At 72.8% G+C, this 26,986-nt stretch carries 25 protein-coding genes; 17 read left to right on the top strand and 8 right to left on the bottom strand.

Translation table 11 applies throughout. The annotated features are described in order from the left end of the window. Positions 1-64 precede the first annotated feature (64 nt). Positions 65-1,186 carry a threonine aldolase family protein gene (locus CHF15_RS33175; protein WP_089227622.1) on the bottom strand — a complete coding sequence of 374 codons (1,122 nt, stop codon included), beginning with the start codon at positions 1,184-1,186 and terminating at the stop codon, positions 65-67. Positions 1,187-1,288: 102 nt separating this feature from the next. Between CHF15_RS33175 and CHF15_RS33170 the strand changes: the two genes are divergently transcribed. From CHF15_RS33170 to CHF15_RS33115, 11 genes are all read left to right on the top strand, one after another. Continuing rightward, positions 1,289-2,224: a Rossmann-like and DUF2520 domain-containing protein gene (locus CHF15_RS33170; protein ID WP_179280077.1), complete on the top strand. Its 936-nt coding sequence runs from the start codon at positions 1,289-1,291 to the stop codon at positions 2,222-2,224. Beyond that, a complete protein-coding gene (panC, locus tag CHF15_RS33165; protein WP_089227621.1) occupies positions 2,221-3,075 on the top strand; it encodes a pantoate--beta-alanine ligase in 855 nt (284 codons plus the stop codon). Before CHF15_RS33170 ends, panC begins: the two co-directional genes overlap by 4 nt. After that, the gene (locus CHF15_RS33160; protein ID WP_089227620.1) at positions 3,072-4,799 is read left to right on the top strand and encodes an L-aspartate oxidase; all 1,728 of its coding nucleotides are present in this window, start codon (positions 3,072-3,074) and stop codon (positions 4,797-4,799) included. Before panC ends, CHF15_RS33160 begins: the two co-directional genes overlap by 4 nt. After that, positions 4,796-5,806 carry a carboxylating nicotinate-nucleotide diphosphorylase gene (gene nadC / locus CHF15_RS33155; protein ID WP_089227619.1) on the top strand — a complete coding sequence of 337 codons (1,011 nt, stop codon included), beginning with the start codon at positions 4,796-4,798 and terminating at the stop codon, positions 5,804-5,806. The genes CHF15_RS33160 and nadC overlap by 4 nt, the downstream gene beginning before the upstream one ends. Further along, positions 5,806-6,603: a type III pantothenate kinase gene (locus tag CHF15_RS33150; RefSeq protein ID WP_089227618.1), complete on the top strand. Its 798-nt coding sequence runs from the start codon at positions 5,806-5,808 to the stop codon at positions 6,601-6,603. The genes nadC and CHF15_RS33150 overlap by 1 nt, the downstream gene beginning before the upstream one ends. A 112-nt stretch (positions 6,604-6,715) precedes the next feature. After that, a complete protein-coding gene (locus CHF15_RS33145) occupies positions 6,716-7,390 on the top strand; it encodes a hypothetical protein (RefSeq protein WP_089227617.1) in 675 nt (224 codons plus the stop codon). Positions 7,391-7,500: 110 nt separating this feature from the next. Next, positions 7,501-9,219: a hypothetical protein gene (locus CHF15_RS33135; protein ID WP_143681697.1), complete on the top strand. Its 1,719-nt coding sequence runs from the start codon at positions 7,501-7,503 to the stop codon at positions 9,217-9,219. Between the two features lie 138 nt (positions 9,220-9,357). Next, a complete protein-coding gene (locus CHF15_RS33130; protein WP_089227614.1) occupies positions 9,358-9,543 on the top strand; it encodes a hypothetical protein in 186 nt (61 codons plus the stop codon). Positions 9,544-9,598: 55 nt separating this feature from the next. Further along, positions 9,599-10,003: a BlaI/MecI/CopY family transcriptional regulator gene (locus CHF15_RS33125; protein WP_078619908.1), complete on the top strand. Its 405-nt coding sequence runs from the start codon at positions 9,599-9,601 to the stop codon at positions 10,001-10,003. A 9-nt stretch (positions 10,004-10,012) separates the two neighbouring features. Further along, a complete protein-coding gene (locus CHF15_RS33120) occupies positions 10,013-10,531 on the top strand; it encodes an amino-acid N-acetyltransferase (RefSeq protein WP_089227613.1) in 519 nt (172 codons plus the stop codon). Positions 10,532-10,696: 165 nt separating this feature from the next. Next, positions 10,697-11,038, top strand: coding sequence for a histone-like nucleoid-structuring protein Lsr2 (locus tag CHF15_RS33115; protein ID WP_018559557.1), 342 nt, complete (start codon positions 10,697-10,699; stop codon positions 11,036-11,038). On the opposite strand, the gene CHF15_RS33110 is transcribed toward CHF15_RS33115, so the two are convergent. Beyond that, positions 10,969-11,496: a hypothetical protein gene (locus CHF15_RS33110; protein WP_089227612.1), complete on the bottom strand. Its 528-nt coding sequence runs from the start codon at positions 11,494-11,496 to the stop codon at positions 10,969-10,971. The two genes, CHF15_RS33115 and CHF15_RS33110, sit on opposite strands and share 70 nt — an antisense overlap. 431 nt (positions 11,497-11,927) lie before the next feature. Between CHF15_RS33110 and CHF15_RS33105 the strand changes: the two genes are divergently transcribed. After that, complete coding sequence (locus CHF15_RS33105; protein WP_089227611.1) at positions 11,928-14,444, top strand: ATP-dependent Clp protease ATP-binding subunit; 2,517 nt, start codon at positions 11,928-11,930, stop codon at positions 14,442-14,444. 333 nt (positions 14,445-14,777) lie between these two features. Next, entirely contained in the window at positions 14,778-16,535 is a 1,758-nt protein-coding gene (locus CHF15_RS33100; RefSeq protein ID WP_089227610.1) for an RICIN domain-containing protein, read from the top strand. Here the strand turns inward: CHF15_RS33100 and CHF15_RS33095 are convergent. Then, complete coding sequence (locus tag CHF15_RS33095; protein WP_410169676.1) at positions 16,532-19,264, bottom strand: NACHT domain-containing protein; 2,733 nt, start codon at positions 19,262-19,264, stop codon at positions 16,532-16,534. The two genes, CHF15_RS33100 and CHF15_RS33095, sit on opposite strands and share 4 nt — an antisense overlap. 348 nt (positions 19,265-19,612) lie before the next feature. Here CHF15_RS33095 and CHF15_RS33090 point away from each other — a divergent pair, with 348 nt between their 5' ends. Beyond that, entirely contained in the window at positions 19,613-20,326 is a 714-nt protein-coding gene (locus CHF15_RS33090; RefSeq protein ID WP_089227608.1) for a M23 family metallopeptidase, read from the top strand. Here the strand turns inward: CHF15_RS33090 and CHF15_RS33085 are convergent. Then, complete coding sequence (locus tag CHF15_RS33085) at positions 20,308-20,892, bottom strand: TetR/AcrR family transcriptional regulator (protein WP_089227607.1); 585 nt, start codon at positions 20,890-20,892, stop codon at positions 20,308-20,310. The two genes, CHF15_RS33090 and CHF15_RS33085, sit on opposite strands and share 19 nt — an antisense overlap. 124 nt (positions 20,893-21,016) lie before the next feature. Here CHF15_RS33085 and CHF15_RS33080 point away from each other — a divergent pair, with 124 nt between their 5' ends. The 3 genes from CHF15_RS33080 (at position 21,017) to CHF15_RS33070 (ending at position 23,606) form a co-directional block, all read left to right on the top strand. Next, complete coding sequence (locus CHF15_RS33080; protein WP_179280076.1) at positions 21,017-22,561, top strand: MDR family MFS transporter; 1,545 nt, start codon at positions 21,017-21,019, stop codon at positions 22,559-22,561. A gap of 80 nt (positions 22,562-22,641) precedes the next feature. Continuing rightward, positions 22,642-23,085 carry a helix-turn-helix transcriptional regulator gene (locus tag CHF15_RS33075; RefSeq protein WP_089227606.1) on the top strand — a complete coding sequence of 148 codons (444 nt, stop codon included), beginning with the start codon at positions 22,642-22,644 and terminating at the stop codon, positions 23,083-23,085. Between the two features lie 56 nt (positions 23,086-23,141). Next, the gene (locus tag CHF15_RS33070; RefSeq protein ID WP_089227605.1) at positions 23,142-23,606 is read left to right on the top strand and encodes a VOC family protein; all 465 of its coding nucleotides are present in this window, start codon (positions 23,142-23,144) and stop codon (positions 23,604-23,606) included. Positions 23,607-23,645: 39 nt separating this feature from the next. On the opposite strand, the gene CHF15_RS33065 is transcribed toward CHF15_RS33070, so the two are convergent. From CHF15_RS33065 to CHF15_RS33050, 4 genes are read right to left on the bottom strand one after another with little or no spacing between them, the layout of a single operon-like run. Next, on the bottom strand, positions 23,646-24,878 hold the full coding sequence (locus tag CHF15_RS33065) for a sensor histidine kinase (RefSeq protein WP_089227604.1): 1,233 nt from the start codon (positions 24,876-24,878) through the stop codon (positions 23,646-23,648). Positions 24,879-24,927: 49 nt separating this feature from the next. After that, entirely contained in the window at positions 24,928-25,611 is a 684-nt protein-coding gene (cseB, locus tag CHF15_RS33060; RefSeq protein ID WP_089227603.1) for a two-component system response regulator CseB, read from the bottom strand. Further along, on the bottom strand, positions 25,604-26,308 hold the full coding sequence (locus CHF15_RS33055) for a hypothetical protein (RefSeq protein ID WP_245939166.1): 705 nt from the start codon (positions 26,306-26,308) through the stop codon (positions 25,604-25,606). Before CHF15_RS33055 ends, cseB begins: the two co-directional genes overlap by 8 nt. Further along, positions 26,293-26,862, bottom strand: coding sequence for a SigE family RNA polymerase sigma factor (locus CHF15_RS33050; RefSeq protein ID WP_089227602.1), 570 nt, complete (start codon positions 26,860-26,862; stop codon positions 26,293-26,295). The genes CHF15_RS33055 and CHF15_RS33050 overlap by 16 nt, the downstream gene beginning before the upstream one ends. Positions 26,863-26,986: the final 124 nt, after the last annotated feature.

Genomic DNA, 26,986 nt, shown 5'->3' with positions numbered 1-26,986 from the left:
GCAAACAACCCGCACACAACCACCGAGCCGCACACAACCACCGGGTAGCCCGGCCCAGCCGCGATCAGGCGGCAGCCACGAGGCGGAGGAAGTCCGCGACGGCGTCCCCCACGGTGGCGGGGTCCCACTCGAGCGCGGACGCCCCCACCGTGACCTCCGTCATCGCGACCCCCGGCACCTCCGCCGGGGCCCAGCGCCCGAAGAGCGCCGTCTTGGTCTCCTCGGCCTGCCGCACCGTGGCCTCGTTGAGGACGTCCGGGGACTCCGCCAGCCACACCTGGAACTGGTGCGTGTGCGGTACCTCCGGGTGCACCCGGACCCAGCCCGCCCCCGCGGCGAGCGCGTCCCGCAGGGCCGCCGCGACGCCCTTCGCGTGGGCGACGTACTCCGGCAGGCGCGGCAGTTCGTGGTCGAGCCCGTCGAGGGCGGCCAGCACCGCGGGCCACTGCTGGAAGACCAGGCCGCCGTACCGGTGCCGCCAGGTACGGGCCTCCGCGGCGAAATCGGCGGGGCCCGCCAGCGCGGCGCCGGAGACGCCGCCGAGGGACTTGTAGAAGGAGACGTACACGCTGTCGGCGAGGCCGGCGATCTCGTCCAGGGGGTGCCCGAAGTGCGGCGGGCACTCCCACAGGCGGGCGCCGTCGAAGTGGACGACGGCGTCGCGCTCGCGTGCCGCTTCGACGACGGCGGTGAGTTCGTCCCAGGTCGGGAGGACGAAGCCGGCGTCCCGGAGCGGCAGTTCCAGCATGAGCGTGCCGAAGGGCTCGTCCATGCCGCGCACCTCGTCGGCGTCGGGTATCCGGCGGGCCGTGGTGGGGTGGACGGTCCGCAGCCCGCTCAGCGCGGACAGCGCGCCGCGCTCGTGCATCTCGGGGTGGGCCAGCGGGTGCAGCGCGACGACGGGGTTGCCGGTGCGTCCCGCCCAGCAGCGCAGGGCGACCTGCTGGGCCATCGTGCCGGTGGGGAACCAGACGGCCTCCTCCGTGCCGAGCAGCCCGGCCACCCGGTGCTCCAGTTCGGCGACGATCCCGTCGCCGTACATGTCCACGGGGCCGTCCAGGCCGTCCCGTCCGGCCAGCCTGGCCAGCCGTTCGCGCATCGTGGGGGGCTTCCCGTGGGACAGCACGCGGTCGCAGGAGCGTATGGCGGCGATGCGCCGCGCCTTCTCGTCGTCGGCAGAGGTCATGGACCGATCCTGCCGCCCCGGAGGGCGCCGGGAAACATTCGCGTAGCATTGACGAGAACGTCCGGTACCCCCGTGAGGACTGGAACGGAAGGCCAGCGCAGCGTGAACGCATCGCACACCCCGGGGCCCCTGCCCCCCGACGTGGAGGCCCGCCCCGCGCGGCTCACGGTCGGTGTCGTCGGCGCGGGGCGGGTCGGTCCCGCGCTCGCGGCCGCGCTGAAACTGGCCGGGCACCATCCGGTCGCGGCGTCGGGTGTGTCCGACGTCTCACGCCGCCGCGCCGCCGCCCTGCTGCCCGACGTGCCGATGGTCGAGCCGGCCGAGGTGCTGGCCCGCGCCGAGCTGGTCCTGCTGACCGTGCCGGACGACGCGCTGCCCGGGCTGGTGACCGGGCTCGCCGAGACCGGGGCCGTACGGCCGGGCCAGCTGCTGGTGCACACCTCGGGCCGGTACGGGACCGGCGTGCTGGCGCCCGCCCTGCGCGCGGGAGGGCTGCCGCTGGCGCTGCACCCCGCGATGACCTTCACCGGCACCTCCGTCGACGTGCAGCGGCTGGCCGGCTGCTCCTTCGGCGTCACGGCCCCCGCGGAGCTGCGGATGGCCGCCGAGGCCCTGGTGATCGAGATGGGCGGCGAGCCCGAGTGGATCGAGGAGTCGGCGCGTCCGCTCTACCACGCGGGCCTGGCGATCGGCGCGAACCACCTGGTCACCCTGGTCGCCCAGTCGATGGAGCTGCTGCGCGCCTCGGGCGTCACCGAGCCCGGCCGCATGCTGGGCCCGCTGCTGGGGGCGGCCCTGGACAACGCCCTGCGCTCCGGTGACGCCGCCCTGACCGGCCCGGTCGCCCGCGGCGACGCCGGCACGGTCGCGGCGCACCTGGCGGAACTGCGCCTGCACGCGCCGGAGATGGTGGCCCCGTACATCGCGATGGCCCGCGCCACGGCGGACCGCGCGCTGGCGGGCGGAATGCTGAAGGCGGAGTTCGCCGAGGCGCTGCTGGGCGTCCTCGCGGACGGTGCCGAGGGGGGAGAGCGATGACCGGGCTGGTGCACACCGCGCGGGAACTGCGGGAGGCCGTCGAGGGCAGGCCCGGCGGGGTCGGCGTCGTCATGACCATGGGCGCGCTGCACGAGGGGCACGCCACGCTCGTGCGGACCGCCCGCGAGCGGGTGGGGGACGGCACCGTCGTCGTCACCGTCTTCGTCAACCCGCTGCAGTTCGGGCCGAACGAGGACTTCGACCGCTACCCGCGCACCCTCGACGCCGACGTCGCGACCGCCGCCCGGGCCGGCGCCGACCTCGTCTTCGCGCCCTCCGTCGACGAGGTGTACCCCGGCGGGCAGCCGCGGGTGCGGATCAGCGCGGGGCCGATGGGCGAGGGCTACGAGGGCGCCTCGCGCCCCGGCCACTTCGACGGCATGCTGACCGTCGTCGCCAAGCTGCTCCACCTGACCCGGCCGGACGTGGCGTTCTACGGCCAGAAGGACGCCCAGCAACTGGCCCTGATCCGCCGCATGGTGACGGACCTGAACTTCCCGGCCGAGATCGTCGGCGTGCCCACGGTCCGCGAACCGGACGGCCTGGCCCTGTCCAGCCGCAACCGCTACCTCTCCGACGGCGACCGCGAGAGCGCCCTCACCCTCTCCCGGGCCCTGTTCGCGGGTCGCGAGGCGCTGGACGACGGCCCGGACGCGGTACGCGCGGCGGCCCGGACGGTGCTGGAGAAGGGCGACGGCCTGGCGGTGGACTACCTGGCCCTGATCGACCCGGATGACTTCACCGAGGCCGCCCCCGGCCACACCGGACCGGCGGTGCTCGCCGTCGCCGCCAAGGTCGGCACGACCCGGCTGATCGACAACGTCCCCCTGGAGTTCGGAGTCCGCCGATGAGCGGCACAGGTACAGGCATACGGCTGCACGCCCCCGCGCCCGGCTGGGAGCACGAGGCGGACGTGGTGGTCGTCGGTTCCGGCGTCGCCGGGCTGACGGTCGCGCTGCGCTGCGCCGCGCAGGGCGCCAAGGTCACCGTCGTCACCAAGGCACGGCTCGACGACGGCTCCACGCGCTGGGCGCAGGGCGGCATCGCCGCGGCCCTGGGCGAGGGCGACACCCCGGAGCAGCACCTGGACGATACCTTGGTGGCGGGCGCCGGGCTCTGCGACGAGGAGGCCGTGCGCACCCTGGTCACCGAGGGCCCCGACGCCGTCCGCCGGCTGATAGCGACGGGCGCGCACTTCGACACCAGCGAGACGACGGGCGAGATCCTGCTGACCCGGGAGGGCGGTCACCACCGCCGCCGGATCGCGCACGCGGGCGGCGACGCGACGGGCCTGGAGATCTCCCGGGCGCTGATCGAGGCCGTAGGCGAGGCCGGGATCGAGTTCATCGAGAACGCGCTCGTGCTGGACCTGCTGACCGACGCCGAGGGCCGCGCCGCGGGCGTCACCCTGCACGTCATGGGCGAGGGGCAGCGCGACGGCGTCGGCGCCGTGCGGGCCCGCGCCGTGGTGCTGGCCACCGGCGGCATGGGGCAGGTCTTCTCGGCCACCACCAACCCGGCGGTGTCCACCGGGGACGGGGTGGCCCTCGCGCTGCGCGCCGGCGCGGAGGTCTCGGACCTGGAGTTCGTGCAGTTCCACCCGACGGTCCTCTTCCTCGGCCCGGACGCGGAGGGCCAGCAGCCGCTGGTCTCCGAGGCCGTGCGCGGGGAGGGCGCCTTCCTCGTGGACGCCGACGGGGTGCGCTTCATGCAGGGGCAGCACGAGCTGGCCGAGCTGGCGCCCCGCGACATCGTCGCCAAGGGCATCACGCGCCGCATGCAGGAGACCGGCACCGAGCACATGTACCTCGACGGCCGGCACTTCGGCCCGCGGATGTGGGAGCGGCGCTTCCCGACGATCCTGGCCGCCTGCCGCGCCAACGGCATCGACCCGGTCACGCAGCCGATCCCGGTGGCCCCCGCCGCGCACTACGCCTCCGGCGGCGTCCGCACCGACCTGCACGGCCGCACCACGGTGCCGGGCCTGTACGCGTGCGGCGAGGTCGCCTGCACGGGCGTGCACGGCGCGAACCGGCTGGCGTCCAACTCCCTCCTGGAGGGACTGGTCTTCGCCGAGCGCATCGCCGCCGACATCGCCGAGCACCCGGCGTCCCCCGGCGCCCCCGTGGTCCCCGACCCGAGCCGCTTCCCGCTGCTGCCGGCCGGGGCGCGCTTCGAGATCCAGCGGATCATGACGCGCGGCGCCGGGGTGCTGCGCAGCGAGGCCAGCCTGGACGGGGCGGCCGGGGCGCTGGGCCGGATGTACGCCGACGCCGCGGAACTGCTGGAGCGCGACGGCAAGACGGCCGAGCCCTGCGTGGAGAGCTGGGAGGCGACCAACCTCTGCCTGGTCGCCCGGATCCTGGTGGAGGCGGCCCGCCGCCGCGAGGAGACCCGCGGCTGCCACTGGCGCGAGGACCGCCCCGAGCGGGACGACGAGAACTGGCGCAGGCACATCGTCGTACGGCTTCCGTCCGGTGCGGCGGCACCCGTCGCACCCACTAGTCTCACCATCCGCACCACCCCCACAGCGGACCTTCCCCCGACCCGTTCCGGAACGGAGCACCTGCGATGAGCACGCCCGACCTCCCCCTCCTGCAGATCGGCGGCGCCGGAGGCGGTGGCTGCGGCGACGGCTGCGGCTGCGGTTCCGACGGCGACTACGCGCACGACCCGGGCGAGTGCGGTCTCGACCCCGACCTGGCGCAGCTGCTCGTCGACGCCGGGCTGGACCCGGTCCTGGTCGAGGACGTCGCGCACATGGCCATCGAGGAGGACCTGGACGGCGGGGTGGACGTCACCACGGTGGCCACCATCCCCGAGGACGCCATGGCCACCGGTGACTTCACCGCGCGCGAGGCCGGCGTGGTCGCCGGTCTGCGGGTCGCCGAGGCGGTCCTGTCCATCGTCTGCACCGACGAGTTCGAGGTCGAGCGGCACGTCGAGGACGGCGACCGGGTCGAGGCCGGTCAAACGCTGCTCTCGGTGCGCACCCGTACGAGGGACCTGCTCACCGCGGAGCGCAGCGCGCTCAACCTGATGTGCCGGCTGTCCGGGATCGCCACCACCACGCGCCGCTGGGCGGACGCGCTGGAGGGCACCAAGGCGAAGGTCCGCGACACCCGGAAGACGACCCCGGGCCTGCGGGCGCTGGAGAAGTACGCGGTCCGCTGCGGCGGCGGCGTCAACCACCGCATGTCGCTGTCGGACGCGGCCCTGGTCAAGGACAACCACGTGGTCGCCGCGGGCGGCGTGGCGGCGGCCTTCAAGGCCGTCCGCGACGAGTTCCCCGAGCTGGCGATCGAGGTCGAGGTCGACACCCTGCACCAGGTCCGCGAGGTCCTGGACGCGGGCGCGGACCTGATCCTGCTGGACAACTTCACCCCCTCCGACACGGAGGAGGCGGTCGCCATCGTCGCGGGCCGCGCCCTGCTGGAGTCCTCCGGCCGGCTCACCCTGGACAACGCCCGCGCCTACGCCACCACCGGCGTCGACTACCTGGCCGTGGGCGCCCTGACGCACTCCTCGCCGATCCTGGACATCGGACTGGACCTGCGGTCCGAGGGGTCGGAGCGGGACTGATGCTTCTCACCATCGACGTCGGCAACACCCACACCGTCCTGGGGCTGTTCGACGGGGACGAGATCGTCGAGCACTGGCGGGTCTCCACCGACCCGCGCCGCACGGCGGACGAGATGGCCGTGCTCATGCAGGGCCTGATGGGCATGCACCCGCTGCTCGGCGAGGAACTGGGCGACAACATCCACGGGATCGCCATCTGCTCCACCGTCCCCTCCGTGCTGCACGAGCTGCGCGAGGTGACGCGCCGCTACTACGGGGACGTGCCCGCGGTGCTCGTGGAGCCCGGCGTCAAGACCGGCGTCCCGGTGCTCACCGACAACCCCAAGGAAGTCGGCTCCGACCGGATCATCAACGCCCTGGCCGCCGTGCACCTCTACGGCGGGCCGTGCATCGTGGTGGACTTCGGCACGGCCACCACCTTCGACGCGGTCACGGCGCGCGGCGAGTACGCGGGCGGCGCCATCGCCCCCGGCATCGAGATCTCGGTGGACGCCCTGGGCGCCCGCGGGGCCCAGCTGCGCAAGGTGGAGCTGACCCGCCCGCGCAGCGTCATCGGCAAGAACACCATCGAGGCCATGCAGTCCGGCATCCTCTACGGCTTCGCGGGCCAGGTGGACGGCGTGGCCGAGCGGATGGCGCGGGAGCTCGCCGACGACCCGGACGACGTCACGGTCATCGCCACCGGCGGACTGGCGCCGCTGGTGCTGGGCGAGTCGGCGGTCATCGACGTCCACGAGCCCTGGCTGACCCTGATAGGCCTTCGGCTGGTCTACGAGCGGAACGTGTCCACGACCTGACGGCCCGACGAGCTGCGGCCCGACGACCCGCGGTCCGCCGGGGGACGGACGCGGCACGCCCGGCCATATCTGGTTACGCGTATTTTGTCCGGTTAGTACGTAAAGTCGGACCATGCCCACGCCACACGGGTCCCGAGGCGGAATGGCGTTCAGCGCGGATGAACTGCGCGTGCTCCGGCGCGCCCTCTCAGCGGCCCTCCAGTCCAGCACCATGATCCCCACCCCCGACGAGGTCAGGGACTATCTGCGCCTTGCCGAGGACGTCGACGAGGCGGCCCGCGAGGGCGGGCGGCTGCGGACCTTCCAGCTCGCGGAACTCGCCAGGTACCGGGCGGCGCTGCCGGGCAGCGCCGCCGGCTACCTCGAGCGGCTGACGGGAGCGCTCGACATGGGGTACGTACCCCTGCCGGACGACCTCGCCGCGCTGCGCCGGCTGCACGACGCGCCGTGCACCGACGCCGAGGCGCAACGCAGGCGGGCCGTGCTGCGCCGCTGCGAGCACCTGGCGGAACTCGACGTGCGCGCCCGCCTGGAGGCGCGCATCCCCGCTCCCTCGCAACCCTGCGGCACGCCCTCCGCGGGCAGGGCCCGGCTGCGCGCGCTGCCCGGCGGACGGTCCGCCTCCGACGACCCCAAGCCGGGCCCCAAGCCCGAGCCGAAGGCGCCCCCCGCCGAGCCGGCCGCGCCGGAACCCGGCGAGGAGAAGCGCAAGGTGCCGACGCCGGCCGAGATCTTCCCGCCGCGCCGCCGCTCCGCGCCGCCGCCCGAGGAGCGCGCCACGGGCTGACGCGAAGTCACCGCACAACCTTCCGGAGACGTCACGGGTCCTTCCCGTGACGTCTCCCGTGCGTTCACGGGTGCGCCACCCGGCCGTCGACTTCCTCAGGGGGAACCCGGATGAGACCCACCAGGTCCGCGGTGTGCGCCGCGGCCGCCGTCACGATCCTCGCGGCGTGGTTCGCCGCCGCCGCGGGCCCGGCATCCGCCGCTCCCGCCAGGGAGTTGTACGTGAGCGCCCCGGTCGACGTCGGCGTGGCCGCGTCGGGCACCGCGTACAAGACCTTCGAGGTGACCGCACGGGCGCAGCGCCTGGGCGAGGTGTCGGAGCCCGCCCACGAGGTCGTCGTCACCCTGGACCTCGCCGGCCTGGCCGGGGTCGTGGACGTGCTGCTCCCCGCGGACCTGTGCGCCACCTCCGGCACCACCGCCACCTGCGCCCTGGGCGAGGTCGACCACATCGGCACGGCGATACCCGTGAAGGTGCGGGCCGCCCCCGGGCCGCTGACCGACGACGCCGGGACACTGCGCTACGCCGTCACCGCGAAGGACGCCACGGCGCATCCGGACAACACCTCCGCCACCCGGATCAGGGTCGGCACCGGCCCGGACCTGACGGTGCCGAAGCGCTCCACCGTCTCCGGCGTACGGCCCGGCGACGCCCTCGAACTGCCGGTCGTCATCGCCAACACCGGCGACCGGCCGACCCGCGGCGGGGTCTCCGTCCTGGTGCAGACCGGCCTGACCGACTCCTCCGGGCAGGATCTGGTGGTTGCGGGGGACTTCGGCAACTGCCGGTACCGCCTGGAGTATCCCCAGGGCGATCCGCAGAACGGCTTCGTCTGCCACTTCGGCGTCGACATCGCCCCCGGTGAGGTGTGGCGGCTCGCGCGGCCGCTGCGGATCGAGGTCGGGCCGCGCGCCGCCGACGGCGCGGTGGGCTACCAGGCCGACGTGATCGGCGGGGACCTCGACGAGAAGGCGGTCCGCGGGACCCCCGGCGCCGGAGCCCCCCTCACCCTCGTCCGCACGAGCCCCGCACCCGCGCCGAAGGACGCGGCAGGCGAGGGGACGGCCCTGCGGACGTCCGCCGCGCCCGAGGGCCGGGACATCGACTACGGCGACAACACCGGCGGCCTGGCCGTCCGGCTCGCCGCCCCCGGCTCCCCGTCCCCCGGCCACCGCGGAGCGGACCTGGTCGCGGTGGGCGACACGGTCCGGACGACGGTCGGCGACCGCACCGAGGCCGTCGTGGGCCTGCGCAACGAGGGCGACGAGGCCGCGTCCGCACTCGGCACGAGCAAGACCGCGCCAGCCACCTGGGTCGCGGTGGAGATCCCCCGCGGGGTGCGGGTGACCGCGCGCGACCGCGCCTGCAGGCCGACGACGAACGCGGACTGGGGCGACTACCCGGGCGGCGCCACCTTCGGCGACGACCCGCGGGACGTCGCCCCCGTCCCGACCGGAACGATCTACTACTGCCACACCCGGCACTCGATCGGGCCCGGCGCCGGCCAGACCTTCTCCTTCACCCTCGTCGCCGACCGGGCCATGGACGCGGCCACCGGCCTGGTCTTCGCGGCCTCGGAGTACGGCGCCGACCTGAAGGGCCAGAAGAACAACGCGGGCGTCCTCACGGTGACGGCGCAGGCGCCGTCCGGTTCCGGGGGGAGCGCCTCCGGCGGCTCCGGCGTGGTCCCGGCCGGCGGTCCGGGCGGGTCCCTGGCGGCCACCGGCGCGGCCTCCGTGCGACCCCTGGCGGCCGGCTCGGCGGCCTTCGCGGCACTGGGGGCGCTCCTGGTCGCGGCGGTCCGCCGCAGGGCGCGTACGGGCGCGTAGCCGCCCCGGAGCGAACGGACCGCGGCCCCGGCCGGCGCCCCCGCCGGCCGGGGCCGCGGCACGACCGGCGGGGGACCCCTCCGCCGCCGGTGGTGGTCCGCCGCGGGGCGCGCAAGGGGGCGTGGCTACCCTGGTGCCATGGACTACGTCTCCGCGCTCGTGCCCCCCACCGTGATGGCCATCGCGTTCACCTTCCTCATCCGGACGCTGATCAGGAGCCAGGGCGGGGTCAACAAGGCCAAGGAGGACGCGGTGATCGACGCCGCGCTGTCCGGCGCGCAGCCCCCGGCCCAGCGGCCGGGCGGCACCGAGCACCGGGTCTGACCTCAATGTTTCCGGCATTCCGGGCATTGCGCCCGTAAGCAACTAGTATTCGGGTGTGCCCCGTCCATTGGGAGACCTCGAAGACGCCGTGATGACCCGGGTATGGCGCTGGAACCACCCGGTGACGGTGCGCGAGGTGCTGGAGGATCTCCGCCGGGAGCGCTCGATCGCGTACACGACGGTCATGACCGTAATGGACAACCTTCATCAGAAGGGCTGGCTCCGGCGAGAAGCCGAAGGGCGCGCCTATCGCTATGAGGCGGTTTCCACTCGCGCCGCTTACTCGGCGGCGCTCATGCACGAGGCGTGGTCCGCGAGCGACAACCCCGCGGCGGCCCTTGTCGCCTTCTTCGGCATGATGTCGGCGGAACAGCGAGAAGCGCTCCGCGACGCAATGCGCGTGGTGCAATCCGCTGATCCGGGTGACCCCGGGGAGACGGACGGATCGGACGGGCGATAGCGTCCGCACATGCCCGCCGCATCAAAAGACGTCACCATCCGCCGGGCCCGGACAGCCGACGTGCCGGCTGTCCGGCGACTGCTCGACGCCTATGTCCGCGACCGCATCCTGCTCGACAAGCCGACGGTGACGCTTTACGAGGACATCCAGGAGTTCTGGGTGGCCGAACACGACCACGACGCCGAGGTGGTGGCCTGCGGCGCGCTGCACGTGATGTGGGAGGACCTCGCTGAGGTGCGCACCCTCGCGGTCTCCCCGGCGCACCACGGCAAGGGCGTCGGGCATCTCGTGCTGGAGAAGCTGCTGCAGACCGCGCGGTGGCTGGGAGTGCGGCGAATTTTCTGCCTCACCTTCGAAGTGGACTTCTTCACGAAGCACGGCTTCGTCGAGATCGGTGAGACGCCGGTCGACGGCGATGTCTTCGGTGAGCTGCTGAGGTCAAAGGACGAGGGTGTGGCCGAGTTCCTCGACCTCGAACGAGTGAAACCCAACACCTTGGGCAACAGCCGGATGCTGTTGCATCTGTGAGGCCGCCCACGGTGTCCGTCCGGCACAACAGTATGTCCGAAACGTTCCGCTGAAGACGGCGGCGATGCCTACCTGGCAGGGAGCAGTTCGGGCAAGGGGTTTGAGTTTTCCGGGAAAAGGCGGTTTGCTTTTACCGGTAATCCGTATTCGATGAAAGGGAAGCCGGTGGCACAGAAGGTTCAGGTCCTTCTTGTTGACGACCTCGACGGCGGCGAGGCGGATGAGACCGTGACGTTCGCACTCGACGGAGTGACGTACGAGATCGACCTCACCACCGACAACGCCGACAAGCTGCGCGGTCTCCTCGGCCCGTACGTGGACGGCGGCCGCCGCACCGGTGGCCGTGCCGGCCGCGGGCGCACCACGAAGGGCGCCGCCCGCGGGGGCGCCGCGAGCCAGGACACCGCGAAGATCCGCGCGTGGGCGAAGGAAGAGGGCTACGAGGTCAACGACCGCGGTCGCGTTCCCGCGCAGATCCGTGAGGCGTACGAGAAGGCGCACGGCTGATCGGTCCGGGCGACGCGCAGCCGGACCCGGTGGCAGGCGGTCGCGAGCGCGGAGACCAGGGCCGTGAGGCCCACGGTCCCCCCGGAGCGTCCGTCCGCCGCGGGGCCGGGCTGTGTGCGGAGCGACATCGCGGGCAGATGGAGCGGCGCGCCGGCGTGGCGCCCGCCGTCCGGAACGGGCGGCCGGAGCCAGGCGGGCGCGCCGTCGTCGTAGGCGGCCTCCGGCCCGCACAGCGGCACGAGGTCGAGCGGGATGCCGCTCCACTCCAGCCAGTCCAGCAGGCCGGGCAGCTCCTCGGCGCCGCCCGGGGCGACGAAGAACCGCATGCGGTGCCCGGCCAGGGCGACCGGTCCCGTCCGGGGCGCCGGGAAGCGGCCGAGCACCTCGTGCCCCGCCTCCGCGGGGACGTCGAGCGCGTCCGCGTGTTCCAGGGTCGCCGGGACCCGTGAGGCCTGCATGCCCTGCGCAACGTTCCCCGGGGGTCCCGGGTTACGAGGTGGGTCACCGGGAGTGCCCGGTGGGCCGGTTCCGTCACGTTCCGTGAATCCACACGACGCAAGTCTGTTCGCCCATAGCAGACAGCGGGCGTGCTCCCTGCATGGACTGTCCGTGCGGGCGGGTAAGAAATACCTAGTGGGAACGGACGACGGCCATGTCGGACAGGCGGGACGTTCGCCCTCGGCGTACTGGATAAAGGGCTATCCGCCTGGCCTGCGGGAACATCGTCTCGCACCATCGGGTTGAGGCTGTTGTCGACGGCGCGGGGGTAAACGACCTCGCAAGGTGTCGACGGTTGAAGTGAGCTGCCCCGCTGTGCGGGACTAGCATGCGGAAGGACAGGGAGGGGACACGCCCCTAACTGCCCGACCGCTCTGAGGAGCGATTAACGATGTTCGAGAGGTTCACCGACCGCGCGCGGCGGGTTGTCGTCCTGGCTCAGGAAGAAGCCCGGATGCTCAACCACAACTACATCGGCACCGAGCACATCCTCCTGGGCCTTATCCACGAGGGTGAGGGTGTCGCCGCTAAGGCCCTGGAGAGCCTCGGGATTTCGCTCGAGGCGGTCCGCCAGCAGGTGGAGGAGATCATCGGCCAGGGCCAGCAGGCCCCGTCCGGGCACATCCCCTTCACCCCCCGGGCCAAGAAGGTCCTGGAGCTGTCGCTCCGCGAGGCCCTCCAGCTCGGCCACAACTACATCGGCACCGAGCACATCCTGCTCGGCCTGATCCGCGAGGGCGAGGGCGTCGCCGCCCAGGTCCTCGTGAAGCTGGGCGCCGATCTCAACCGGGTGCGGCAGCAGGTCATCCAGCTGCTCTCCGGCTACCAGGGCAAGGAGGCCGCCACCGCCGGCGGTCCCGCCGAGGGCACCCCCTCGACCTCGCTCGTCCTGGACCAGTTCGGCCGCAACCTCACGCAGGCCGCTCGTGAGACCAAGCTCGACCCGGTGATCGGGCGCGAGAAGGAGATCGAGCGCGTGATGCAGGTGCTGTCGCGCCGCACCAAGAACAACCCCGTCCTCATCGGCGAGCCCGGCGTCGGCAAGACCGCCGTCGTCGAGGGCCTGGCCCAGGCCATCGTCAAGGGCGAGGTCCCCGAGACGCTGAAGGACAAGCAGCTCTACACCCTGGACCTCGGGGCCCTGGTGGCCGGCTCCCGCTACCGCGGTGACTTCGAGGAGCGCCTGAAGAAGGTGCTCAAGGAGATCCGCACCCGCGGCGACATCATCCTGTTCATCGACGAGCTCCACACCCTGGTGGGTGCGGGTGCCGCCGAGGGCGCGATCGACGCCGCCTCGATCCTCAAGCCGATGCTGGCCCGCGGTGAGCTGCAGACCATCGGCGCCACCACGCTCGACGAGTACCGCAAGCACCTGGAGAAGGACGCGGCCCTGGAGCGCCGCTTCCAGCCCATCCAGGTCGCGGAGCCGTCGCTGCCGCACACCATCGAGATCCTCAAGGGCCTGCGGGACCGCTACGAGGCCCACCACCGGGTGTCCATCACGGACGCCGCCCTGGTGGCCGCGGCGACCCTCGCCGACCGCTACATCTCGGACCGCTTCCTGCCGGACAAGGCGATCGACCTGATCGACGAGGCCGGTTCCCGGATGCGCATCCGCCGGATGACCGCTCCGCCGGACCTGCGCGAGTTCGACGAGAAGATCGCCGACGTGCGCCGGGAGAAGGAGTCCGCGATCGACTCGCAGGACTTCGAGAAGGCCGCTTCCCTCCGCGACAAGGAGAAGCAGCTGCTCTCCGCGAAGACCAAGCGGGAGAAGGAGTGGAAGGCCGGCGACATGGACGTCGTCGCCGAGGTCGACGAGGAGCTGATCGCCGAGGTCCTGGCCACGGCCACGGGCATCCCGGTCTTCAAGCTCACCGAGGAGGAGTCCTCGCGTCTGCTGCGCATGGAGGACGAGCTGCACAAGCGCGTCATTGGCCAGAAGGACGCGATCAAGGCCCTCTCGCAGGCCATCCGCCGTACGCGGGCCGGTCTGAAGGACCCCAAGCGCCCCGGTGGCTCGTTCATCTTCGCCGGCCCGTCCGGTGTCGGTAAGACCGAGCTCTCCAAGACGCTCGCCGAGTTCCTCTTCGGCGACGAGGACGCGCTGATCCAGCTCGACATGTCCGAGTTCAGCGAGAAGCACACCGTCTCGCGGCTCTTCGGCTCCCCGCCCGGATACGTCGGCTACGAGGAGGGCGGCCAGCTCACCGAGAAGGTGCGCCGCAAGCCGTTCTCCGTCGTCCTCTTCGACGAGGTCGAGAAGGCCCACCCGGACATCTTCAACAGCCTGCTGCAGATCCTGGAGGACGGTCGCCTGACCGACTCCCAGGGCCGGGTCGTGGACTTCAAGAACACGGTCATCATCATGACCACCAACCTCGGCACCCGGGACATCTCCAAGGGCTTCAACCTCGGCTTCGCGGCCGCGGGCGACGTCAAGACCGGGTACGAGCGGATGAAGGCCAAGGTCGGCGAGGAGCTCAAGCAGCACTTCCGGCCCGAGTTCCTGAACCGTGTCGACGACATCGTGGTCTTCCACCAGCTCAGCGAGGAAGACATCATCCAGATCGTCGACCTGATGATCGCCCGGGTGGACGAGCGCCTCAGGGACAAGGACATGGGCATCGAGCTCAGCCCCGAGGCCAAGTCCCTGCTCGCCAAGAAGGGCTACGACCCCGTGCTGGGCGCCAGGCCGCTGCGCCGGACGATCCAGCGGGAGATCGAGGACGTGCTCTCCGAGAAGATCCTCTTCGGTGAGCTGCGCACCGGTCACATCGTGGTCGTGGGCACCGAGGGCGAGGGCGAGAACATCAAGTTCACCTTCCGCGGTGAGGAGAAGGTGGCCGTCGCCGACGCGCCTCCGGTCGAGGCGGCCGGCGGGCCGAACCTCAGCAAGGAAGCATAACCGCAGGTAATCGCAGAGCGATCCGACCCCGTCCGCACAATAGTGCGGGCGGGGTCGTCGCGTTTTGTGTTCCCCATGAACCCACCCTTGTTGCGCCGGTTGCATTTGTGGAAAGGTGAGCGATGTTCAGCACGGACCCTTCCTTCTCCGTGCTCCGGCCGGTGTCGTGCCGTCATTCCGGCAGGCATTCGAAAAGATCAGCCGAGAGTGAGGAGAGGCCGCCTTGCCCCTCCGTCGGCGCCCCGGCCTCACCTCCCCCCACGTAGCTGCGTCCCGCGCCGGCGCATTGGTTCGTACTTTTCCCGGCGGGGCGAACGCGGAAGGAAACTCTCGTTGAAGGAATCCCCGCATCCGAATTCCGCGCACCCCGGCCGGCTGTTCGGCGTACCGGACGAGTCGCTGTCCGGAGAGATCGGAAAGTCCCTGGGAAAGGAAGACGCGCACCAGCCGTTCGAGGAGTTGCTGGCCCGCCATTGGCGGCCGGTCTCCGAGTACGCGGAGTTGTGCACGGTCTCCGGACACGCCGCCGGGATACTCGCGGCGGCCGCGTTCACCCGGGTCTTCGTCGACACCCTGCGACTGACCGGGCCAACGGCCGCCTGGCGCCCCGAGTTGCTGATCACCGTCCACAAGATCGCCGAGGAGTGGGCCGTCGACCGCCGGCGGGCCTGGCTCCACCGGCGGCTGCGCCCCCGCCCCGACCAGGCCGACGCCCGGCTGGCCGTACCCGAGAACCGCCGGCTGGCGAACCGGGCCTTCATGCGCCTCCCCGAGCCCGCCCGCTGCCTGCTCTGGCACGCCGAGGTCGACGCCGAGCCGCTGGACGTACCGGCGGGGCTGCTCGGCATCGACCCGGAGCGGGCCGCGGCCCAGCTGGAGCTCGCCCGCACCCGCTTCCGCGAGGCCTGCGTCCAGGCGCACCGGGACCTCGCGCCGTACGAGGCCTGCCTGCAGTTCAGCCGCCTCCTGGACATCTCCATCCACCGCGGCGGCGCCGGGCTCGTGCCCGATCTGCAGCGGCACATCGCCCGCTGCGACCACTGCCGCTATGCGGCCGAGCAGCTCGACCACTCAGGGGACCGGCTGGGCGTGCTGATCGCCGAGGCGGTGCTGGTCTGGGAGGCGCGGGGCTACTACGACTCGCGCCCCACCCGCCGGGCGGCGCATGACAACGATGCCGGGAACGGCTCGGGCGGCTCCCCGGGACGTCGCCGCGGCGGCCGCAGGCGCCGGGCCGCGAGCGGCGTCCGCCGGCGGCTCACCGCGGCCCTGCTGGGCCTCGGCGGCTTCGTCCTCGTGACCGCCCTGGTCGTCGGCCTCACGACCGGCGACGGCGGTGGCGAGGGACGTGCCTCCGGCACGGCGCCCACCGCGGCCACGGCGTCCGCCACGGTATCGGCCGCGGTCACCACCTCGGACACCGCGCCCGGCTCGGGCACGGTCACCGCCGACCCCGTCCCCGCCGACGGGCTCCGCGGCCGGCTCCGGAACAAGGACAACGACCTGTGCGTCGACCTGACCGGCCGCCGGACCGTCATCGGCACCGAGACGGCCACCGCGCGCTGCGACACCGGTGCCACGCAGTTCTGGTCGTACGAGCCGGACGGGCTGATGCGCAGCGTCGCCCAGCCCGCGTACTGCCTCAACTCCCACCGCGGCCGCGCGCTGGAACTCGGCCTGTGCACGGCGTCCTTCGTCACCGGCGCCGAGGACGTGCGCTACGACCTCACCCTGACCGGGGACCTCATCCCGCGCTGGAACCAGCAGCTCGCGGTCGCCCCCGCGGGCCGCGAGGCGGGTGCCGAGGTCGTCCTCAGGCCCCGCGACGGCCGGCCCGTCCAGCGCTGGACATTCGACACCTCCGTCACCCCGCCCCGCTTCCAGTCGGTGGCGTACACCTCCGGCTCGCGGTTGACCGCGGGCGCCACCCGGGTGGCTGCGCTGCCCTCGGCGCCGCCGAGCCCGACGCCCTCGGCCACCGGCTCGCCGACCGCCGGCGGGGACCCCTGCGACGGGCACTGTGACGGCGACGGCCACGACGGCCGGGGCCACGGCGGCCGGGGCGGCTGGAGGGACCGGGACGGCGACTAGCCTCCCTGACGCGGTCCGGGGACGACGGTCACGCCCGCGGGCAGCCGGTCGGCTCCGGTCAGGCGGTCGGCGGGCAGCGGGACGCGCACCGTCAGCGGCCCGGGGTGGGCGGCGAGCGGTGACAGGTCGAGCCGGCCGTCGTCCGGGGCGGCCAGCTCCAGCTCGCGCAGTGCGGGTAGCCCGCCGATCGACGTCCAGTCGGCGGGCGCGCCCGGGCCGAGCAGCGCGAGCCGGCGCAGCCCCTGCTGGCCCGCGAGGAAGCGCAGGTCGGGCAGGGCGCAGTCCTTCACCCTGACCTCGGTGAGCGCGAGCCCGGCCACGTACCCGGCCAGCTCGTCCACGGGCAGGTCGCCCCGCAGGTCGAGGCGGGTGGGCCGCAGACCGAGCCCGCGCAGTTCGCGCAGCTGCTCGGCGGAGCGGATGGTGAAGTCCAGGCCGTCCGGGTCGAGACGGGCGACGACCTCCCGCGCGTACACGGCGCAGTCGAAGCGGTGCCAGGACCACATCAGCTGGGCGCGGACCCGCAGGGACCGGTGCGCGGCGAAGCCCGCCAGGTACCGGGCGGCCCGGTCCGAGGGCAGGTGGCAGGCGGTCACCACGACGTGGAGGGCGTCCGCGTCGGAGAGCCCGCCGGGGCCTGGGAGGAGACCCAGGACGAGTGGCCCGGCCTCGGCCAGGGCGCGGGCCTCTGCCGCGTCGGCGGGCGGGACGAGCGCCGCGGCGCGCCGCTCCACGGCTTCGCGCACGCCCGGATCGAGGGCTTCGGCGTCCTCCAGGCAGGCGGCGGCGAGCAGATGGAGCCGGGCCCGGGTGCGCCGGTCCGCGGCGAGGTCGCCGCGGTCGAGGAGGTCCCGCAGGATCGCGGCACGCTCCGGCGGGCGGGCGAGCGCGACCGCCATGCGCAGGACGTCCTCCCACCGGTCGTCGGCGGCGTGCGCGGCGAGCAGCCCGAAGTCGGCCTCCTCCACGGCGGCGCGGGCGCCCAGGTAGTCCTGGAAGGTGCGGTGCACGAAGTCGACGGAAGCGGGTGCGGGCCTGCGCAGCACGCCGCCGCGGTCGAGGAGGCGCGCCAGGACGGCGCCGGCGTCGCCGAGCGCGGCGGCCTCGGGGACGGCGGGCAGCGCCCGCGCGACGACGGCCTCGGCGCGGCCGAGGTCCATCTCGGTGCGGCCGTTGCGGACCAGCCAGTACGCCAGCCGTTGCAGCAGCTCGGTCTGCGCCTCCTCGCGCAGCGGTACGACCGCCGTCTCCCGTTCGCGGTCCCGGCGGACCAGCAGCATCGACAGTGCGGCGGCGTACAGGTCCTTCCTGGCCCTGGGCAGGTAGCCGCGGCGGTCGTGGTGCAGGGCGCAGATCAGCCCGCACATCAGCGGGTTGGTGGCGAGCCGGCCGAGGTCCGGTTCGGCGCGTACGGCGCCGAGCAGCCCTTCGGCGTACCCGGCCGCCTCCGGCCCGGCGGCGGCGTGCCAGCGCCGGACGAAGGCGGCGACGTCGGCGGGGCCCATGGGGGTCAGGGCCAGCTCGGTGAAGCCCTCCCCGGCCAGCCAGTCCTCCCGTACGGCGGAGGGGCGGGAGGTGACCAGCCAGCGGTTGCCGGGATGGGCGTCGAGCAGGTCGCCGAGCCAGGCCCGGGCGCGGCGGCGCTCGGCGTCGGGGATCTCGTCGATGCCGTCCACCAGCAGCAGCCCGCGGCCCTCCGCGAGGACGCGGGCCTCCCAGCCGGCCGGCTGCGTGCCGGCGAGCGGGCAGCCGGCGGAGGCGAGGAAGTCGCGGGGCGCGGGGAGGCGCCCGCCGTGGCGGGTGAGGGTGCGCAGCGGCAGGACGAAGGGGATCCGGTCCTCCAGGTACGCCATGCCCTCGTCCGGGTCCTGGCGCGCGCAGGCGGTCGCCAGCCACTGCACGAGGGTGGTCTTCCCCGACCCCGCCTCGCCGCGCAGCAGGACCCGCTCGTGCGCGGCGAGGGCCCGGTCGGCGGCGCGGGGCCCGGCGAGCCCCTCCGTCCCGCCGTCCGCGGGGCCGGCGGACGGCACCGCCTCCAGGCTGAGGTAGGCGGTGTCCAGCGGCCAGCGGTCCGGGGCGTCCGCCAGGTCGAGGCCGTGGATCGTGAGCCGCCCGTACTTCTTCGCGACGTAGTCCAGGTAGCGCCGCTCGAAGGCCGCGTCCTCGCCGCCCGGCAGCGGGGTGCGGGTGATCAGCGCGTCGACGCGGGCGGTCAGGTCGCCCAGCGCCCGGCTCTGCTCGACCAGGGTGGCGGCGACGAAGGTCGAGCGCTGGGTGAAGAAGTGCAGGATGTGCAGGCAGGCCGTGTCCAGCAGCCGTTCGTGGAAGTGCGCGCCGTCGGCACTGAGTTCCCGCTCCGGGGAACCGGCGGCGCGGCGCAGGGCGCGGGCGAACGCGGTGTGGCCGAGGTCCACGGCCTGCACGTCGGTGAGGTCGAGGTCGCCCAGGGCGTGCAGGGAGGCCGCGAGGGCGTCGGCGACGGCGGTCTCCTCGTCCGCGCCGACGGGGCGTTCCCCGGCGCGCAGGGCGCGGCGCACCAGCCTGGCGGCCAGGGCGCGCAGGTCCGCGTCGGTGAGGGTGCGCTTCTCACCCCTGAAGGAGACGCGGGAGGAGATGCGGACCGGCCGGTCGACGAGGCCCGCGCCGGGGCCCTCCGCCACGAAGAGCCTCTTGACCAGCGGCCCCGCGACGGCCGACGCCAGCCGTACACCCACGGCCGAAGGATCCACGTTCCCGCCCCCCGTCATGCGGATCGCGTGCTCTTCGCCTTCCCGCGCTCCGCCGGCTCCCGGATTTCTCTTTCCGTGTGACCCGGGCCACGGGACCTAGGTCCCGAAGGGCAATTCCTTTGGTCCCGGGACCGGTGACGTGACCCACGTGACCTGGGCCACGTACGAATCACCTTAGGGGACGGCGCCCGTGCGGCAGGCGGGGGAGCGGGGTGCGGTCAGCCCCGGCTACGAAATACGGTAGTAAACGGGGGGGTTTGTCCTGGGCCGGAATGTCGGGTTACCAAAGGATCCGCGGCGAACGCGTCGCATTGTTCTTGTCCGGCTATTTCCGCGAGGTAATTCCGAATGCGTATGCCCAAGATCTCGAACTCCGTCTTCCGTGGCCGTCGTACCGTCGTCACCGCCGGCGTGTGCGCCTCGCTGGCACTCGGTGCGGCGGGGACGGCCATGGCACAGACGCAGAGCGAGAGCCTGCTGGGCCTCGGCGCGGCCGGGAAGCTGGCGGACGTGACCCGGGCGCAGGCCGACGTGCAGCAGCGCGCCGCCCACGCCGCGAAGGCCGACCGCCACGCGCGCGCCGAGCTGCACTGGAAGCACCGGAACCACGTGGGGCAGTCCGAGAAGAGCGCCCCGCAGCAGCAGAGCCGCAGCAACAGCGGCTGGTCGGTGCCGGTCAAGAAGTACGCGCTGTCCGCCGGCTACATGCAGAACGGCGCCCGCTGGGCCCACAAGCACTCCGGCCAGGACTTCGCCGTGCCGATCGGCACCAACGTCCACGCCGTGAGCGCCGGCACCGTCGTCGAGGCCGGCTGGGGCGGCGCCTACGGCAACAACATCGTGGTCCGCCACGCCAACGGCATGTACTCGCAGTACGGCCACCTGTCGAAGATGCAGGTGCGCGTCGGCCAGTACGTCGGCCAGGGCCAGCAGATCGCGCTGTCCGGCAACACCGGCAACAGCACCGGCCCCCACCTGCACTTCGAGATCCGCACGACCCCGTACTACGGCTCGTCCGTGAACCCGCTGCCCTACCTGCGGTCTCACGGCGTGTCGGTCTGACCCCGGTAGGTCTGGGCGATCAACTCCTGGGCGACCTCGAGGACGGCGGCACGCTTGTCCTCGGGGTCGCCCTCGAGGTTCTGCATCGCGAACATCCCGGCGTGCATCGCGAAGACCGCGGTGATCGAGCGCACCTGGTCGGTCAGCGGCGCGTCCGGGTCCTTGAGCAGGGAGTGGACGGCGAGCAGCTTGGTCTTGAAGGTCTCGCCGATGCTGAGGTCGCGGACGGTGGCCTGGTTCTCCTGGATGAAGCGGAACAGCGGGCCGGCGCTCCACAGCGCGTCCGCGTAGCGCCGCAGCACCTCGCACTTGGTCTCCAGGGTGCGCGGCTGCTCCGTGGCCCAGGCGATCAGCTCGTCGACCGGTGAGGCCAGGTCCTCGACGATGCTGTTGAGGATGTCCTCCTTGGTCCTGAAGTGGTAGTACAACGCCGCTTTGGTCACGTCCAGGTGCTCGGCGATCTCACGCAGGGACGTCTTCTCGTATCCCTGCTCGGCGAAGAGTTCCAGCGCGACGTCCTGGATGCGGCGTCGCGTATCACCTCTGCGTGCGTGGGGCGTTGCCATGGGCGAACTTTAACTTACTTGACGCCCGGCTAGTAAGCCGCATACTGTCAGGGTGCCCCAGGCAACTAGCCGGGCGGCAGGTAAGCAACCGAAGAGAAGCAAGAAACAAGTAGGGGAGCTTGTGATGGCGGAGACCGCCGAGACCCCGCAGCGCAGCGTGCGCGTGGTGTTGTTCGGGCTCATGATCGCGATGCTGCTCGCGATGCTGGACAACATGATCATCGGCACCGCGATGCCCACCATCGTGGGTGAGCTGGGCGGCCTGGAGCACCTGTCGTGGGTGGTCACCGCGTACACGCTCGCCACCGCCGCATCGACGCCCGTCTGGGGCAAGCTCGGCGACCTGTACGGCCGCAAGGGCATCTTCATGTCGTCGATCGTGATCTTCCTGATCGGATCGGCGCTGTCCGGCATGGCGCAGGACATGGGCCAGCTGATCGCCTTCCGCGCCGTCCAGGGCCTGGGCGCCGGCGGTCTGATCGTCGGTGTGATGGCGATCATCGGTGACCTGATCCCACCGCGGGAGCGCGGCAAGTACCAGGGCATGATGGCCGGCGTCATGGCGGTCGCGATGATCGGCGGACCGCTCGTCGGCGGCTACATCACCGACAACTGGGGCTGGCGCTGGAGCTTCTACATCAACCTCCCGCTCGGCGTGGTCGCCCTCTTCATGATCTCGGCGGTGCTGCACCTGCCGAAGAAGCAGATCAAGACCAGCATCGACTACCTCGGCACGGTGCTGCTCACCATCGGCATCACCTCGCTCGTCCTGCTCACCACCTGGGGCGGCAACCAGTACGAGTGGGGCTCGCCCCAGATCCTGGGCCTGCTGGTGCTCGGCGTGGCCGCGCTGGCCGGATTCCTCTACGTGGAGACCCGCGTCGCGGAGCCCGTCATCCCGCTGCACATCTTCCACAGCCGCAACTTCTCGCTGATCTCCGTGATCGGCTTCCTGGTCGGTTTCGTGATGTTCGGTGCGATGACCTTCCTGCCGCTGTTCCAGCAGATCGTGCAGGGCGCCTCGGCGACCAACTCCGGCCTGCTGCTGCTGCCGCTGCTGCTGTCGATGATGGTCGTCTCGCTCATAGCCGGCCGGGTCACCACCCAGACCGGCAAGTACAAGATCTTCCCGATCGTCGGCGGCGGCCTGATGACCGTCGGCCTCTACCTGCTGTCGACGATGGACACCGGCACCAGCCGCTTCGTCTCCGGCGTGTGGATGGCCGTGCTCGGCGCGGGCATGGGCTTCCTGATGCAGATCACCATGCTCATAGCGCAGAACAGCGTCGAGATGAAGGACATGGGCGTCGGCTCCTCGTCCTCCACCCTCTTCCGGACGATCGGCGGTTCCTTCGGCGTCGCCCTCTTCGGCGCGATCTTCACCCACCAGGTGCAGAACACCATGACGGACCGCCTCGGCGAGGCCGCCGCGGGAGCCGGCTCCGGCGCCGCCCAGATGGACCCGGCGGGCCTGGCCAAGCTGGCGCCGCCGGTGAAGGACGCCTACCTCCACGCCGTCGCGGGCGGTACGCACCACGTCTTCCTGTGGGGCGCCGTCGTCAGCGTCATCGGCTTCCTGCTGGCCTTCTTCGTCAAGGAGATCCCGCTCCGCTCGGCGCCCACCGCGCCCAGCACCGAGGAGGCGGTCGCCGCGGTCGAGGTGGTCTGAGCCGCCCGGCCCGCCCCTCCCACCCGCTGCCGATGCTCGCACGGGGGTCGTTGTCCGACCCGCGTGCGAGCATCGTCCGTATGGCGGAGAACCTGCGGCTCCTGCGCCAGTTGCGGCTGGCCAAGGACGCGATGGACCGCGACTGGGCCCAGCCGCTCGACCTGGACGCGGTGGCCGCGCACGCCGGTTACTCCCGCTACCACTTCGTGCGCTCCTTCAAGGCGGTGTACGGGGAGACCCCCGGCCAGTACCTGAGCCGCCGCCGCATGGAACGCGCGGAGGAGATGCTCCGCACCGCCGACCTCGCCGTCACCGAGATCTGCAACCTCGTCGGCTTCTCCAGCCTCGGCACGTTCTCCAGCCGCTTCAAACGGCACACCGGACTCACCCCCACCGAGTACCGGAGCAGGCACCTGCACCGCGGCGCCGCCCTCATCCCCGGCTGCTACGCCCTGTTCTGGGCCGGCGGCTTCCGCAAGGAGGAGGCCCGCGGCGAGGACCGCAATTCCGGAGAAGCACGCTGACTCCGCCGCCTAGCGTGAAGGGACAGGCAAGCACGCCATCCCCTCAGGAGCAGGCCATGATCACCGGCATTTCCATCGTCACCGTCTGGGTGCAGGACCAGGAACGCGCCAAGGAGTTCTACACCGGCAAACTCGGCTTCGAGGTCCGGACGGACATGAGCATGGGCGAGATGCGCTGGCTGACGGTCGGCCCCAAGGAGCAGCCCGACGTCGAGATCACCCTGATGGTGCCCGGGCCCCCGGCGCTCGACCCCGAGTCGGCCGAGCAGCTGAGGTCGCTGGTCGCCAAGGGCGTCCTCGGCGCCGGTGTGCTCCGTACCGACGACATCCACGCCACGTACCGGGACCTCAAGGACAAGGGCGTGGTCTTCCTCCAGGAGCCGCAGGAGCGCCCCTACGGCACCGAGGCGATCATGCGCGACGACTCCGGCAACTGGTTCAGCCTGACCCAGCGCCGCGAGGGCGGCCTGGACCTCGGCAAGCCGTGGGACGACTGCGTCGAGGACGCGGACCGGGACTGACGCCCCGGCCGCGCGCCCGCCGCCGGCCGGCCGCCCGGCCTACTCCCGGGGCAGCAGCAGCCGGGCCACCGCCCCGCCCCCCTGCTCCGCGGGCACGTTGCGGAAGGTGAGCCGGGCGCCGAGGACGCGGGTCTGGCCGGTGGCGATCGTCAGCCCCAGGCCGTGGCCGCTGCCGGCCCGGTCGCTGCTGCCCGTGCGGAAGCGGCTCGGACCGTCGCGGAGCAGGTCGTCGGGGAAGCCCGGGCCGTGGTCGCGGACCTCCACGTACGGGCCGTCGACGGTGACCTCGATGGGCGGACGGCCGTGCCGGGCGGCGTTCGCCAGCAGGTTGCCCAGGACGCGCTCCAGCCGGCGGGGGTCGGTGCGGACGACGGCGTCGCCGCGGACGGTCACGGCCGCCTCGGGCGCCGCGGCCGCCACCCTGCGCCGTACGAAGTCGCCCAGCGCCACGTCCTGCAGGTCGGCCTGCTCGGCCGCGCCGTCCAGCCGGGCGACCTCCAGCACGTCCTCCACGAGCGTGCGCAGCGCCTGAGCACGGTCCCTGACCAGCTCCGCGGGGCGCCCCGGCGGGAGCAGTTCGGCCGCGGTGACCAGCCCCGTCACCGGGGTGCGCAGCTCATGGGCGATGTCCGCGGTGACCCGGCGCTCCGCCTCCAGCCGGCCGGCCAGGGCGTCCGCCATGGCGTCCACGGCCCGCGCCAGCTCGTCCGTCTCGTCGCGGACCCGGCCGCCGATCGCCTCGCGCACCCGTACGTCGGTCTCCCCGTCGGCCACCCGGCCCGCCGCCTCGGCCGCCTTGCGCAGCCGCCGGGACAACTGCCCGCCGATGAGCACGCCCAGCGCCGTGCCGCCCACCACGACCGCCGACGAGCCGATGACCAGGGCCTGGTCCAGGTCCTCCAGGACCGAGAAGCGGTCGGTGAAGGTCGCCTTCAGCGAGAGGATCTTGCCGTCCTTCAACGGGGTCTCCGCCCACACCACGGGCGCGCCGCCGTCGTCGGAGACATAGGTGGCCAGCTTGCCCTCCCGGGCCAGCAGCTTCAGCGGCGCGGGCAGGTCGGGGTCGTCCAGCCGGGCGTTCATGGTCAGCCGGCCGGTGGACTCGTAGATCCGCTGGGCGAACTGCACCCGCTCGTTCTGCGCGTCCCGGGAGTTGTCGATCATGCTCGCCCGGGCCGCGTTGTGCACGACCAGGCTCAGCACCAGCGCGACCAGCGCCGACACCACGGCGATCGCCACGCAGACCTTCCAGCGCAGCCCGATCTTCGGCATCCGACGGCCCCTCCTCGCGGCGGCGTCCCCGGGTCGTGCGGTCACCGCGTCAGCCCTTGAGCTTGTAGCCGAAGCCGCGCACCGTCTCGATGCGCTCCTGCCCGATCTTCGCCCGCAGGCGCTGCACATGGACGTCCACCACCCGGGTGTCGCCGCCCCAGTCGTAGTCCCAGACCCGCTCCAGCAGCCGGTCCCGGGACAGCACCGTCCCGGGCGCCGCCGAGAACTCCAGCAGCAGGCGCATCTCCGTGGGCGTCAGCGCGATCCGCTCACCGGCGCGCCGCACCTCCATCCCCTCCGGGTCCACCTCCAGGTCGCCGAAGGTCAGCACCCCCGCCCCGGCCGGGGCCTCGTCCACCGCGGCCACCCGGAAGCGCCGCAGCACCGCCCGCATGCGGGCGGTCAGCACGGCCCCGTCGAAGGGCTTGGTGACGTAGTCGTCGGCGCCCGCCTCCAGGCCCAGGACGACGTCGATCGCGTCGGCCCGCGCCGAGAGCATGATCACCGGCACCGTCGACTCGTCCCGGATGCGCCGGCACAGGCTCACCCCGTCCAGGCCCGGCACCATCACGTCCAGCAGCGCCAGGTCCGGCTGCCGTGCCCGGAACGCCTCCAGCCCGGCGAGCCCGTCCGGCACGGCCGTCACCTCGAAGCCGTCCCGCTCCAGCGCCAGCGTGGTCGCCTCGCGGATGACGTCGTCGTCCTCGACGAACAGGACGTGCGTCTCAGCCATGCGAACCGCTCCCGGTGCCGTCGTCCGTCTCGTAGTCGCGGTGGGAGAAGGAGACCTCCTCGAAGCGGTTCCCGTTCCACCGGTAGGTGGTCACGTCCTCGCCGGAGGGGTTGGAGACCGCGTCCTGCGGCTCGTACACCTGGTGGGTCACCTTCAGGGTGCCGTCGCCGATCTCGGCGAAGACGGGGGGCTGCTCGTCGGCGAAGACGTTCACGTACCCGCCGTCCACACGGCGGTAGACGTAGCTTCCGATGCCCACGCTGTCCGCGCAGGTCGAGACGTTGACCACCAGGTCCGTGGCGTCCTTCCCGGTCAGCCGGCCGGAGCGGCGGTCCACCGGGTACGGGTCCACCGGGGCGCTCGGACGGGCCGCCACGCCCGCTGACGGCGTGGGGCAGGCCACCAGGCTGTCCCGGATGTCCCGGGCCACCTTCGGGTCGCGCTTCACCAGGTGCACCACGTCCGCGGCGGCCTTGGCGTCCGCCGTCCGCGGGTCCGCCGACCGCCCGCTGCCCAGGGGGTGGGCGTCCGGGGCCGGCGGCGACGCCGAGGGGGACGCCGGGGCGGGGGAGGCGACCGCGGCGGTGCCCTCCTCGCGGACACCTCCGGCGTCGCGGCAGCCGGTCACGGCGACGAGCGCCCCGCACACCGCGACAGCGGCGGCAGCGGCTCCCACCGGGACTACGCTGCGGCGCACACGCCCTCCGTACCGCCCGTGGCGGGCTCCACGGGCCTTCCGTAACCGTTGCTCTGCCGCTCCAGCTCGGCGCGCAGCCGCGCCAGCGCCCGGTGCAGCGTGCTCTTCACGGTACCCACCGACATGCCCAGCGCGTGCGCCGTCTCCTCCGTGCTGAGCTGCCGGTAGTGGCGCAGCAGCACCACCTGGCGCTGCTTGGGGGCCAGCATGCCGAGCGCGTCCAGCAGCATCGCCCGGTCGGCCCGCTGCTCGGCGCCGTCGTCGACCGAGCCCTCCGGCAGCTCGGGGGTCGGCACCTCCTCCAGCCTGCGGGCACGCCACCACTCGGTACGGGTGTTGATCATCACCCGGCGCATGTAGGCGTCCGCCAGGCTCTTGTCGGCGATGTCGCCCCAGCGCGGGTAGGTGCGCGCCAGCGCCGTCTGGACGAGGTCCTGGGCGTCGATCGGGTCCGGGACGAGCCGGCGCGCACTGCGCAGCAGGGCCTCCTGCCGGTTCCGCACGTACTCCTCGAAGTCCATGACCTGGGCTGTCCCCTGGGCGTTCGCCGCCATGGCGTCCCTCCGTCCGGCGCGCTCGATTACGACCAGCCCGACGCTACGGAGCGGATGTACGGCTTTGACGACCGCCGCCGCACAGCGGACCCACAGCCACCCATCGGTTGTGTAACGACGCGGC

It is taken from the genome of Actinacidiphila glaucinigra, from assembly GCF_900188405.1.
Lineage (GTDB): Bacteria > Actinomycetota > Actinomycetes > Streptomycetales > Streptomycetaceae > Actinacidiphila > Actinacidiphila glaucinigra.
Note: the sequence above shows the minus strand (reverse complement) of the source record. Positions and strands in the feature narration are given on the sequence as shown.